This window comes from Rhodopseudomonas infernalis (assembly GCF_022271405.1).
Classification (GTDB): domain Bacteria; phylum Pseudomonadota; class Alphaproteobacteria; order Rhizobiales; family Xanthobacteraceae; genus Rhodopseudomonas; species Rhodopseudomonas infernalis.
The window spans coordinates 63,504-75,668 of the sequence record NZ_JAJNAL010000014.1 but is presented as its reverse complement, the minus strand read 5'-3'; the positions used below and the strand labels follow the sequence as shown (position 1 = coordinate 75,668).

Here is a 12,165-nt window from a genome sequence, read left to right as displayed (position 1 = left end):
CCAAGGTCGCGTCGCGCTGCGGCGCCAAGCTTATCACCCGCTCAGGAGATCTGAAATGAACAGCGCTGTCGCCATCGAAAAGTCTCACGCCGACGCGATCGGTTCCGAGTTCGATTACAAGGCTGCGGTGCGCTCCATCCTTCCGCGTATCGCCGCGACCACCCATGAGAGCGACAAGCAGCGGCGGCTCGCCGACGACGCCGCCAACGCGCTGCGCGAATCCGGCCTCGCCCGCATGATCACGCCGCGGCAGTTCGGCGGCTACGAAATGTCGCCGAGCGCCCACATCTGGGCCTGCGCGGAGATCGGCAAGGTGTGCTCGGCGGCGAGCTGGGTGCTGATGGTGTGCGTGGCGCACGACTACATCATCGGCCGGTTCCCCGAAGAGTGTCAGCGCGAAGTCTATGAGGGCGACGCCGACAACCTCGTGGCCGGCTCGCTGGCGCCGGCCGGCGTGCTCACCCCGGTCGAGGGCGGTTGGCGCCTGACCGGGCGCTGGCAGTTCGGCAGCGGCAGCGATCATTCGCCGTGGTTCATCGTCGGCTCGCGTCATGCCAGCCCCGGCCCGGACGATTACTTGATCCATCACGTCATGGTGCCGCTCGCAGACGTCGAGATCGTCGACACCTGGCACACGCTCGGCATGCGCGGCACCGGCTCGAAGGATCTGGTCGTGACCGACGCCTTCATCCCGGCGCATCGCGCGGTGCCGACGCAGCCGACCTTCCTCGGCCTCAGCCCGCACGCCAAGGCGCCGACCTATCGGCTGTCGGTGTATTCCGGCCTGCCGGCGATGCTGTCGGGCTCGGTGCTCGGCATGGCCGAGGGCGGCCTCAAGGCCTTCATCGAAGCCACCGCCAAGCGCGTGACGCCGGCCGGCGTGGTCAAGGCCGTCAATGCCTCGATGCAGAAGCGCGTTGCCGAGTCGAGCGCCGAGATCGCCGCGGCGCGGCGGCTGCTGACGGATATGTGCGAGCGCTTCGACGTGCTGATGGCGGTCGATCAGGCGCCGATGTCGACCGAGGACCGCATCCAGATGCGCTGGGATGCAGCCTATGTGGTCGAGCTGTGCCGCCGCGCGATCGACCGGATCTATGCCGCGTCGGGCGCAGCCGGCATCTACGAAGGCAGCCCGGTCTACCGCGCGTTTCGCGACATCAGCACGGCGTGCCACCACGCGGTGATCGATTTCGACACCGTGTCGGGCATGATGGGCCAGTTCAAGCTCACCGGCGATCTCGGCGAGAATCCGCGCGCCGCGCCGTTCGCCTGAGGCCGGCGGCGTCGGACGCGATGTCGGACGTCGTGTCGGCCGCGGCGGCCGACCGCGCTGCGCGAGGAAGGTGACATGATCTCCGAAACACCGATTTCATCGGACCTGTTCAAGCAGAGCATGCGCCTCCTCGCCGGCGGCGTGTGTATTGTGGCGACCAGCGACAACGGCGCGTGGCACGGGCTGACCATGACGGCGGTGTGTTCGCTGACAATGGATCCGCCGTCGCTGATCGCCTGCGTCAATCGCGGCGCGGGGACGCGCGGCGTCATCAGCGTCACCAGGCGTGTCAGCATCAACATCCTGTCGCGCGATCAGGCCGGCATCGCCGAATTGTTCGCCTCGCCGCAGGTGCGGGGCGCGGACCGGTTCGATCCGCAGCAGTGGACCGCGCTGGCCAGCGGCGTGCCGGCGCTTGCCGACGCGCTCGCCGTGCTCGACTGCGAAGTCATCCAGGAGACCGAGGTCGGGCAGCATTCGGTGTTCTTCTGCGAAGTGAAGTCGTCGTGCCTGCAGCCCGACGGCGAGCCGCTGGTCCACTTCAACCGCGCCTTCTGCGCCGTCCAGCCGGTGTGCTGAGCGCATCGCAGCCAAATGGTCGCAGCTGGCATAGAGGGATCATTAACTGGCTCGCTTTAGGTTACAGGTAATCAGATAAAGTCTTGGACTGCTGCCGGATCGTCGATGAGGGAAGACCCTGCTGCTTCGGGTTTGTCGGACGAGGTGCGGCTGCGGCTGTATGATCAGGCTCTTCAGGCCGCGCGCATCGGCGCCTGGGAATGCGACCTCGCCACCGAACGGCTGAGCTGGACCAGTGGCGTCTACGACATCTTCGGCTATCCGCAGGGCAATCCGCTGCGCCGCAGCAGCATCGTCGACCTCTATGTCGACGACTCGCGGCGGCACATGGAGATCGCCCGCGCCGAGGTGATCCGCAGCGGCCGCCCGGTCACGCTCGATACCGAGATCCGAACATGGCGCGGCGAACGGCGCTGGATGCGGCTGTCGATCCAGGCGGCACGGGATGGCGGCCGGCCGGTCCGGATCTTCGGCGCCAAGCAGGACGTCACCGCCGAACGGCAGGCGATCGACAGCCTGCGCCTGCAGGCCGAAACCGATCCGCTCACCGGGCTCGCCAATCGGGCGATCTTCCAGGCCCGCTATCTCGAGGTCGTCAATGATAGCCTCAATCACGGCTCCGCGTCGGCGCTGGTGCTGATCGACCTCGACGGCTTCAAGGAGCTCAACGACACGCTCGGCCATCTCGCCGGCGACGCCTGCCTGTGCGAAGTCGCGCAGCGGCTGCGGCACGCCTTCCGCAACGCCGGCCTGGTCGGCCGGCTCGGCGGCGACGAATTCGCCATCATCCTGCAGGCGCCGAGCACACCGGCGCGGATCGCCGAGGTGCTGCGGCAAACCACCGTGATGCTCAACCGTCCGCTGTTCTGGAGCGGCCACCGCATCGAAGTCAGCGCCTCGATCGGCGCCGCCCTGATCGGCCGCCCCCACCGCCGCCGCATCGTCGACCTGTTCGCCGAAGCCGACGCCGCGCTGTATCAGGCCAAAGCGGCCGGCCGGAATCGCGTGCATGTGATCGGGGACGAGGCGGAGAGCAGGGCGGCGTAAGGGGGCGAGCGGCGGCCGTGGGATTGCGGCGTCGGAGATATGGTCTGAGACGCAGGCTGGCGCACCCGACACGATTGGAACGTGTGACCTTTGCCTTCGGAAATATTAGTGAGTAGCAATGTAGCCGTCCCCTGCCTCCAATCGCTCCAATAATAGCGAGGGATGGCGATGTTAACAGGGGTACTGCGGGGCAAATGCAGTTGGTCATCCGTTCCTTTTGGGACCTTGAACCCCAGCCATACTGCTACAGGATGCGTTTCACGCGAATACAATGTCGAGCGCGTGCTGGCTCTCTGCACATTCCAATTGATGGTGTCTTCCGCGAATTTCACGAGAAGCCGATCAGCGCTCTTGCGTAGTTGTGCCGTCACCCCACGTTTTCCGAGAGTGGCCCCGAGATGGTGCGCTCATTGAACAATACGAGCAAGGTCTATGCACCAATTTATCCGTCGTCGGCTGATCTGGCAGCGTCTACACCCGCCGCTCTGAGTGCTGGCGCACGCAGAAGGAGCCATTGTAAATTGCAGGAGAGGCTTGTGAGGAAGATTAAGTTCGCAATTTATCTTACTGCGCTTGACTGCCTGTCGGCTCGATCCAAGCTACACACGCACACGGACCCTCTCTTGGATGCGAGCGTAAAGCGGGATGTCCGCACTTGCCCTCATTTCGATTGCTACAGCAAATTTTTGGTCGGCGGCCGACCATCCGCTCTCATGTCGTACGACCAGGTAGTAACTGTTACCGTATCTCCCGGTATCCTGCCGCATCGTAAGCGTTCCACACTGCAAGGTGCCTCGCTCTCTGCGTTGAGAGCCGGGTTTGAGATCGCACTGCTTAGCGCCACCGATAATGGTGGCCTCACCCTCTCCGGCCTCCCATTTGCGGAACGCATCAAAGACGTCCTTAGAGCTTGCCCCTCTTATGAGCCGAAAGCTCAGTTTGCTCCCGGCATAGTCAAAGCGCGTATGGCGTACCGGTGGGTCGAAGGCCAAAGCAACCCGTATCTGCCGCTCGCCCTTATTCTGGAAAACCTCCGGTATCGGGATTTCGTACACAAAAAACTTGTCGGCTGGTACGGTATCTTCAGCATATAAAATCACGCGATTGTCTTCGGAAAAAAGTGCTCGCTCGACATCACAGATGCCGTAGCCAAGCACGTTAAATAGGTCGTCATCATCGTCGCCCAAGCAACGGACAGCAGCTTCTGGATGCTCGGCACAAAGACAAAGCAGACTACGGATCAAGTTTGCAGATGCGTCCGGTAAACTCTCCAGAAGTAAAGCGGCCTTATGAGCGACGAGTGGAGCTGCGAATGAAGTTCCTGAACTTGTGTTGAAGAGGTGCTGGAGGTAACGGTGATGGGTGGACAAGATTCCAGCACTCGATCTATTTGCTCCGTGCTGAAGGGCTTGCGTTGGTCCATCGAAGACAGCATTGCCGCCGAAATCAACAAGATCAGGTTTCATAACCTTGCCAGCACCGGGGCCAACCCGAGTGAATGGGGAAGGCTGAGCTATGTCCGCGATAGGGCGGACCCCTACGTTGTCCTCATCAGCGGCCGATAGTCCGTTCGAGTGAGCAATAGAGCCAACAGTCAATACATTGACCGCGCTTGCGGGCTCCAAAATGCGGTTCCAGGGTTCGAGCAAATATTTAGGATAATTGTCGGAAATTCTGTCTCCATATGCTGCTAGCTTTGCAGACGAGGCATTTCCCGCTGACACCACGATAACGAGGTTAAGCTCGCGTGCCATAGTGTCGAGAGCAGCCGCCCAAGAGCTCGGCTTATCGCTCACGAGTCTGCTGATGTCTCCAAGTGAGACGTTGATTACTCGGCATCCATACTCGCTGTGGAGTCGCCGTATTGCATTCTCCATTTGTACCGGAACGAGCTGTGCGTCATCAAAGCGACCTTCGCCGTTTACGACTCGCGCGCTTGCGATACGAAACTTTGCGTCAACTGGCGGGGAAGAAAGCGCCTGTCGTAAATCACCGAAAGCGGCAATTCCGGATACCGGAGTGCCGTGCCCCTTTTCGTCACTGTCTCCGAGAGAGTTAGGCTCCCCGAACGCCGCAATAATCGACCCAGCCAAGAAAGGGTGGGCTGTAGTAAGGCCACTATCTACTACCCCAATAACCAGAGCATCCTCAGGGGCGTCTGTCATTTGCGGCACGTTTTCCAGCGTAATCTCGCTATGTGGTAGGTCGGGCCAATCGGGGACTGGAGGTCGGTCAATCGATGAAACTTCTGGCAGTTGGAGCAAGGCTCTGATTGCATCGCCTCCGCAGGTTACTCGCATGAGCAGCGCAGAGTTTCCGCGATAGGTGCTGATTACCGAACCCGCATTCTGCTGCAAGGAGGTGGTCACCCTATGGATGAAGAGGTCGGCGTTAAAATCTGCTACCGGCCATAGCTCGACATCGAGAGTCAGCTCGTCACCTCGAAATGCATCTCCGGAAGTGAATCCTTCGGATAATAATATGTGCCCAATCCGATTTTCGGGACTCAACTCGCCAACAGTCTCGATGGCCTCGATCAGCCCAGCATATGGTTGCGCCTTTTGCCCTTCCGGCTTCTCGCCGTTGTAAGATTCAATACGCTCCTTGAATTTTGTAAGTTCGGCATCGTCAGCAAAAAGCACGATTGTTTTGTCTGGCTCGATTGCCAATACGGTCAAATCAAGTTTCGACCATTCGTCTTCTGAAACCAGTCCGGTTGTGACTACTTTCAAAATCAATGCAGGATTAACATCGCCAATCGCAGGCCGCTCTCTATGGCGCTCTATCGTTCGCGAAACGTCATCTCGAATCTTTGCCCCATGCGTTTTTGGCTCTCGGCCAGAGGCTGCTCCAAATCCATGCTTGCGACGATCCAATTCCCCAACAAGCTTTTGTAAAATAAGGTGCTTATATTTTGCCATTTTCTCAAATCTGTAAGAACTAACGTGGCTGTAGCTTCTTCCTAACTTCTTTGCGACGCAGCGCTTCTCGAATTGCAAAGCTGAAGTCGACATCCATCATCGTCTTCGAGCGTTTGAGAATTGTCCGTTTGATCGCATTCTCACAAATACGATCGATATCTGCGAATGACATCCCCTCCAGCTCGCCCACTCTGTCGTACAGGGACGAAGGGGCGGGGAAGTTTTTGAACTTCAACGCAAGCAGACGGCGTATCTCTCGCTTGGTTGGCAATTCAAACACAATTACATCATCGAACCTCCGCCAAATCGCGGTGTCCAATGCTTCTTCGAGGTTTGTGGCTGCGATCAGAAATCCTGTTCCCTTGAATCGGTCAATGAGCATAAGGAGGCTGTTTACAACGCGTCGAAGCTCGTTGTGCTCAGACCCGTCGGCTCTTGTTCGAGCCAGTGCATCAAACTCGTCAAGAAATAGAACGCAGGGTTGTTCAGCGGCGACCTCAAAAACCTTTCGGATATTAGTGGCAGTCTCGCCAAGAAACGACGATATGATGGCGTCAAGCCGAGCGACTATGAGCGGCAAGCCCAATTCGCGCGCAAAGACTTCAGCAGTCAAAGTCTTCCCGCAGCCCGGCGGGCCGCAAAACAAAAGTTTTGATCTCGTTTGCAAGCCATGCCGGCGCAGCAAATCGGCTCCGCGAAACTCTTCTAGCAATCCCAAAAAAGTCCGAACATTTTCAGTCGAGAGTACGAGTTCGTCTCGACTGCACTTAGGGACAACCACCTCGACTAGATTGACGAACGAAGCGTCCTTTGGCATCCGGAGAGAGATGAGCGGCAGTGCAGGTTCAATTGCTGTAATAGGCTTCCGTCGAGGCGACTTCATAATGCCTCTCCGACAATTGCCTCGACCTGGGTTTTTGGCATCCAGGCCAATCCAGCAGCGTTTTTATGCGCTGGGTGTCTCATTGTGAGAAATGTGCCTTTCGAATACACTCGGAGCGACGCGCAATAGCTTCTAGCACATCGCTTTAGAACGCGAACGTGCGCGATTGTTTTAGTTTCATTCTGGCGGCGCCTGTGTCGATGGCAAAATCATCGAGCCGTGAACGCGGCGAGATCATCGCGCCGTTTTTCCTAGACGCTTCTTGGAAGAAGTTGTGCCATCCTGGACGATTTCAACCCGATTATCCGGTTGTATATAGACGTTCACGCCGAGTTGAACGGTAAAAAATGCCTTAACCCCTTGGAACAAATTACTTTAATATTGGCGCACCCGACACGATTCGAACGTGTGACCTTTGCCTTCGGAGGGCAACGCTCTATCCAGCTGAGCTACGGGTGCGTGCTTCGTTCCTGTAGCCGATTGGCGGCGGCTCGGCAACGGGCCAGAGGGGCGGCGTGGTCGGTTTGGCCGACCCGCACCGCCGGCCCTTTACTCCCCCGTCCCCCTTCACTCCGCCGGCACGATGGCCTTCCCGATCGGCCACAGGGCGATGCCGGCGAGTTTGATGTGGGCCCAGGCGAACGGGATGCCGATGATGGTGACGGCGAGCAGGACGGCGGTGATCAGATGGCCGAGCGCCAGCCACCAGCCGGCGACCACGAACCAGATGATGTTGCCGATGACGCCGAGCGGGCCGGTGCCGAGGTCGTCGCGGCCGGTGACCATCTCGCGCGGCACCGCCATGTAGCCGAACGGGAACAGCGTATAGGCGGCGATGCTGAAGGCGGCGCGGGCCCAGGGCAGGCCGATGATGGTGATGGCCATGATGACCGCGGCCAGGACCCAGCCGGCCGCCATCCAGAAGCCGCCGAGCGCAATCCAAAGAATGTTGAGAAGCAGGGAGACGGGCGACATGGTCGGGGTTCTCTCGGAGAAGGGGGAACTGTCGATGAGTCGGAGTGCGAGGTCTGTGGTGTGGCGGCGGACCGGCGAGGCCTGAGTTCGATGTCCCGCGAACGCGTGCGATTTCCGTACTGAATTACCGTTTTTAGGCGGGATGCTGCGCTGCAACTGGCTGCGGTCCGGAACGGAACCGGAATTACCGCATTAAAGTTCCCGTTGCCACCTTGGAGCTCCTATTGAATGCCGGACGATCAGCACCACCGTAAGCGCGCGGTCGTCGATCGCGGCGATGCTACCGATCTCAGCCATCCGAATCACGACATCTTCTTCGCCGCGGTCGAGACCACGCGGATGCCGATGATCGTCACCGATCCGCGCCAGCCGGACAATCCGATCATCTTCGCCAATCGGGCGTTTTTGGAAATGACCGGATACGATCTCGGCGAGATCGTCGGCAACAACTGCCGCTTCCTGCAGGGGCCGGAGACAGATCGCGACACCGTCGCGGTCGTTCGCGAGGCGATCGCCAACCGCCGCGATGTCGCCGTCGAGATTCTGAACTATCGCAAGAACGGCGCGGCGTTCTGGAACGCGCTGTTCGTCAGCCCGGTGTATAATCGTGACGCCGAGCTGGTGTACTTCTTCGCCTCGCAGCTCGACGTCTCGCGCCGCCGCGACGCCGAAACCTCGCTGGTGCAGGCGCAGAAGATGGAAGCGATCGGCCAGCTCACCGGCGGCATCGCGCACGACTTCAACAATCTGCTGCAGGTGATCATCGGCTATGCGGACACGCTGCAGTCCGCCAGCGACAGCCTGGCGCCGCGGCACCAGCGCGCGGTCGACAATATCCGCCAGGCGGCGGCGCGCGCCGCGACGCTGACGCAGCAGCTGCTGTCGTTCGCCCGGAAGCAGCGGCTCGACAGCCGGCCGATCAATCTCAACAACATGATCGAGACGCTGGTACAGCTGGCGCGCCGCACGCTCGGGGAGCACGTCGACGTCCAGGTCAAGACGCAGAGCGAGCTGTGGAACAGCCGCATCGACCAGACCCAGGCCGAGGTCGCGCTGCTCAACCTGTTCGTCAATGCGCGCGACGCGATGCCGAACGGCGGCACGCTGACGATCCGCACCGAGAACAAGGAGGTCGCCGAGGAAGACACGCTGCAGTTCGGCGTGCCGCGCGGTGGACGCTACGTCATCCTCAAGGTGACCGACACCGGGAACGGCATTTCGCCCGATATCCTCAAGCGCGTCACCGAGCCGTTCTTTACCACCAAGGAAGAGGGCAAGGGCACCGGCCTCGGCCTCGCGATGGTGTACGGCTTCACCCGCCAGTCCGGCGGCAGTACGCATATTTACAGCGAGATCGGCCACGGCACGAGTGTGCAGCTGCTGTTTCCCGCCACCATGCAGGATCTGCCCAAGCCGTCGATCCGGGCCCCGATGGCGATGGATCGCGCCGGCAGCGAGCGCATTCTGGTGGTCGAGGATCGGCCGGAGGTCGCCGAGCTGGCGCGATCAATCCTCGAGGATTTCGGCTATCAGACCGAAATGGCCGGCAATGCCCGCGAAGCGCTGGAGCTGCTCGACGCGGAGACGCGGTTCGATCTGTTGTTCACCGATCTGGTGATGCCCGGCAGCATGAACGGCGCAGTGCTGGCGCGCGAAGCGCTGAAGCGGCAGCCGAAGCTCAAGGTGCTGCTCACCACCGGCTATTCCGAGGCCATGGTCGAACAGCAGGACGCTTCGTCCGAAGAGTTCGACATCATCAACAAGCCGTATCGCCGCACGGATCTGATCCGCCGTGTCCGACATCTGCTCGACGGTCCGACCGGCGTGACCTGAACGCTCAATCGCGCGAGGCAAAGCACTCGCTCCGATCCCCGCCGTCATCGTCCGGCGTGTCCGGACGCCCCAGCCTTCCGGGGTCCTCATGGCTGCGTCGTGCGCTACGCCGCGAAGATACCGACACCAAGCGCGCGGACGCGGGTGTTCCGCGCATCGCAAAATCGCCACCGTGGCGGCGAATTGCGGCCAAAGCCCTCGGCCAGATTCGACGCGCGACTTCGACAGGAGACACCACGCTTGCCTTACACCGTGACGGCGATCCGCGATGACGAGAAGATGCAGAGCGTGCGCAACAGCGCGCTGATCGCGCTCGCCAAGGCGCGGGTGTGGGAAAGCGAAGGCTGGCGCGTCTCGATCGACGGGCCGGACGGTCGCAAGCATGCCGTCGCGCAACTCGACGCGATCACGTCGTTCAAGCCGGAGAAGTGGAAGGCGTTCGCCGCGATCGTGCCGGCGCAGGACGCATTGAGCGATACGTCTGCGTTGGATTTGCTTGGATCCGACCTGCTCGATTCCGGGCCGACGTTGCAGCCGGACGAACTACAGGGGCCGTGGATGAGTTACGGTCCTTTGCGGGTGGAGTCGCGCAGCGCCGCGGCCGCGAACGGGCTGGCGCTGGAGTCTTCCTGAATCACCACATTATCGCAGCTGTCGCAGCGGTACACCATCACACGCCGCCGCAACTGCAGCTTCGGCAGCCGTCCGATCAGCAGCATGTCGCGCGCGCAATTCGGGCACGCCAGCCGGCACTCACGGTTGGTGTCTGACATCTCCGCAGCTCTCAGGCAGTGGCCGCGTCGCGGCCGGTCGGCGCCTGTGTAGCAGCGGGTTGTAAAGTGACCGCGACGGGATCGTTTGCAACTCTCCCGCGCCGATTACATCGATCTTCAGACCTGATCGATTCAGCCTGGTAATTCGCGCAGGACTGCGCGTAGTTGCCCCTGGTGGGCAGCGCGAGCTGGGGTTCTTTCGAGCGCGCTCAGCTCTCGGCGACGGCGTCGCCCCAGGGCTGCGCGATCTCGGTCGCGCCGGCGTTGCTGTCGCGCTCGCGCAGCACCACGCTCGGGCAGGCGAACTTCATCGGCACCGTCTGCACCCGCGCTTCTGCGTAAGGGAACCGCTCTGCCAATGCGGCGCGTGTCGCGGTCGGGAGGCGGACGTCGCCGATCACGACCGCGCCTTCGCTGGCGTCGATCCGCGGCTGATGCATGGCCGCCTCCAGGTCCATGCCGTAGTCCATCACGAACGACAGGATCTGCGCGACCGCCGGCAGGATGCGGCGGCCGCCCGAGGCGCCGAGCGCCAGGCGGCGGCCGTCGGCGGCCTGCGCGACCACGGGCGTGTAGTTGGTGAGGCAGCGCTTGCCCGGCGCCAGCGAATTGGGACGGCCCGGCTCGGGATCGAACCACATGATGCCGTTGTTCATCATGATGCCGGTGCGCGGCGTTTCGAATTTCGAACCGAAACTCGACAGCAGCGTCTGCGTCACCGCCGCCATGTTGCCGTCGCGGTCGACCACGGAAAAATGAGTGGTACAGGCCGGCGCCAGATGCTCGGCGCCGAGCGCGCGGCGGCCATCGGCATCGCCCATGTCGGCCAGCCGCTCCGCATAGGCCGATTGCAGCGCGCGCGCATAGGCCGCGTAGGCCTCGGCGTCGGGCTCGCCGTCATGCGCCTGCAGCTCCTGCGCCAGCACGCGCAACGTATGCGCGAGCGTCGGACCGGCGGTGAGTTCGGGCGTCGCATAGACGACGCCGCCGCGATACGGGATCTTCAGCGGCTCGCGCACATGGGCGCGGAACGACGACAAATCCGCGACCGTCAAGGATCCGCCGCCGGCGCTGATATCTGCGGCGATGCTGTGCGCCAGATCGCCTTCGTAGAAGTCGCGCGGACCTTGCGCGGCGAGCTGCGCCATCGTCGCCTGCAGCCGCGTCTGCGGCAGCCGCGTTTCGGCCTGGATGCCCCATGGCGACTGCGGCGGCAGCCCGTCGATCAGATAGGAGGCCGTGCTCGCCGTGTAGCGGCGCAGATCCGCCGCCGCGCTGCCGATCATCAGCGTCGTCCACCAGTCGACCGCGAGGCCTTCGCCGGCCAGCGCGATGCTCGGCGCTACCAGCTCCTGCCACGGCAGCTTCGCGTAGCGGCGATGTGCCTCGTCCATGCCGGCGACGACGCCCGGCACCGCGATCGAGCCCGGCCCGTGCAGATTGCGGTCGTCCTTGACGCGCGGCCAGGGAAACAGATCGGACGCCGCGCCGGCGCCGGTCAGCGGATAGTCGGCGGTGCGCAGGCTGCCGGGCGTGCACATGCCGTAGTCGATTACTTCGTATTTGTCCTCGCGCGCCCGATACAGCACCATCGCGCCGCCGCCGCCGAGCCCGCTCATCCACGGCTCGAGCACGCCGAGCGCGAAGGTGGTGGCGATCACCGCGTCGATGCAGTCGCCGCCCGCCGCCAGTACCCGCGCGCCGACCTCCGCGGCACGGCGCGATTGCGCCGCCACGATGCCGCCCTTGGAGACGATCGCGGGCTTGCGGATTTGCTGCAGATTGCTGAACTGATCGGGCATCACGGGTCGTGCTCTCGCTGCATGCTGACAATCGCCGGCGCAAAATCGTGGCGTGCCGCATCAAACACACGAACGCGCG

9 protein-coding genes and 1 tRNA gene are annotated in these 12,165 nt (G+C 62.1%); 5 read left to right on the top strand and 5 right to left on the bottom strand.

Annotated features, from left to right (window positions below):
• Positions 1–55 precede the first annotated feature (55 nt).
• From LPW26_RS11945 to LPW26_RS11935, 3 genes are all read left to right on the top strand, one after another.
• Positions 56–1,273, top strand: coding sequence for an acyl-CoA dehydrogenase family protein (locus LPW26_RS11945; protein WP_238735420.1), 1,218 nt, complete (start codon positions 56–58; stop codon positions 1,271–1,273).
• A gap of 75 nt (positions 1,274–1,348) precedes the next feature.
• Positions 1,349–1,852: a flavin reductase family protein gene (locus tag LPW26_RS11940; RefSeq protein WP_238735418.1), complete on the top strand. Its 504-nt coding sequence runs from the start codon at positions 1,349–1,351 to the stop codon at positions 1,850–1,852.
• 105 nt (positions 1,853–1,957) lie between these two features.
• Entirely contained in the window at positions 1,958–2,899 is a 942-nt protein-coding gene (locus LPW26_RS11935; RefSeq protein ID WP_238735416.1) for a sensor domain-containing diguanylate cyclase, read from the top strand.
• Between the two features lie 599 nt (positions 2,900–3,498).
• Here the strand turns inward: LPW26_RS11935 and LPW26_RS11930 are convergent.
• The 4 genes from LPW26_RS11930 to LPW26_RS11915 all read right to left on the bottom strand — a co-directional run bounded on the left by LPW26_RS11930 (position 3,499) and on the right by LPW26_RS11915 (position 7,678).
• Positions 3,499–5,820, bottom strand: a complete 2,322-nt coding sequence (locus tag LPW26_RS11930) for a S8 family peptidase (RefSeq protein WP_238735414.1) — start codon at positions 5,818–5,820, stop codon at positions 3,499–3,501.
• A gap of 19 nt (positions 5,821–5,839) precedes the next feature.
• On the bottom strand, positions 5,840–6,703 hold the full coding sequence (locus LPW26_RS11925; RefSeq protein WP_238735413.1) for an AAA family ATPase: 864 nt from the start codon (positions 6,701–6,703) through the stop codon (positions 5,840–5,842).
• 382 nt (positions 6,704–7,085) lie between these two features.
• A tRNA-Arg gene (locus LPW26_RS11920) sits at positions 7,086–7,162 on the bottom strand.
• 108 nt (positions 7,163–7,270) lie between these two features.
• Positions 7,271–7,678 carry a YccF domain-containing protein gene (locus LPW26_RS11915; RefSeq protein WP_238735412.1) on the bottom strand — a complete coding sequence of 136 codons (408 nt, stop codon included), beginning with the start codon at positions 7,676–7,678 and terminating at the stop codon, positions 7,271–7,273.
• A 228-nt stretch (positions 7,679–7,906) separates the two neighbouring features.
• Between LPW26_RS11915 and LPW26_RS11910 the strand changes: the two genes are divergently transcribed.
• The gene (locus LPW26_RS11910; RefSeq protein ID WP_238735411.1) at positions 7,907–9,511 is read left to right on the top strand and encodes a histidine kinase famiy protein; all 1,605 of its coding nucleotides are present in this window, start codon (positions 7,907–7,909) and stop codon (positions 9,509–9,511) included.
• Between the two features lie 99 nt (positions 9,512–9,610).
• Positions 9,611–10,144 carry a hypothetical protein gene (locus tag LPW26_RS11905; protein ID WP_238735410.1) on the top strand — a complete coding sequence of 178 codons (534 nt, stop codon included), beginning with the start codon at positions 9,611–9,613 and terminating at the stop codon, positions 10,142–10,144.
• A 349-nt stretch (positions 10,145–10,493) separates the two neighbouring features.
• Here the strand turns inward: LPW26_RS11905 and LPW26_RS11900 are convergent, their stop codons facing one another.
• Positions 10,494–12,086: a gamma-glutamyltransferase family protein gene (locus LPW26_RS11900; protein ID WP_238735409.1), complete on the bottom strand. Its 1,593-nt coding sequence runs from the start codon at positions 12,084–12,086 to the stop codon at positions 10,494–10,496.
• Positions 12,087–12,165 lie beyond the last annotated feature (79 nt).

Bases quoted from the DNA above. Each gene is read 5' to 3' on its own strand.
- LPW26_RS11930 (WP_238735414.1), bottom strand. From the start codon at position 5,820: ATGGCAAAATATAAGCACCTTATTTTACAAAAGCTTGTTGGGGAATTG.
- LPW26_RS11945 (WP_238735420.1), top strand. From the start codon at position 56: ATGAACAGCGCTGTCGCCATCGAAAAGTCTCACGCCGACGCGATCGGT.
- LPW26_RS11900 (WP_238735409.1), bottom strand. From the start codon at position 12,086: ATGCCCGATCAGTTCAGCAATCTGCAGCAAATCCGCAAGCCCGCGATC.
- LPW26_RS11925 (WP_238735413.1), bottom strand. From the start codon at position 6,703: ATGAAGTCGCCTCGACGGAAGCCTATTACAGCAATTGAACCTGCACTG.
- LPW26_RS11940 (WP_238735418.1), top strand. From the start codon at position 1,349: ATGATCTCCGAAACACCGATTTCATCGGACCTGTTCAAGCAGAGCATG.
- LPW26_RS11915 (WP_238735412.1), bottom strand. From the start codon at position 7,678: ATGTCGCCCGTCTCCCTGCTTCTCAACATTCTTTGGATTGCGCTCGGC.
- LPW26_RS11935 (WP_238735416.1), top strand. From the start codon at position 1,958: ATGAGGGAAGACCCTGCTGCTTCGGGTTTGTCGGACGAGGTGCGGCTG.
- LPW26_RS11910 (WP_238735411.1), top strand. From the start codon at position 7,907: ATGCCGGACGATCAGCACCACCGTAAGCGCGCGGTCGTCGATCGCGGC.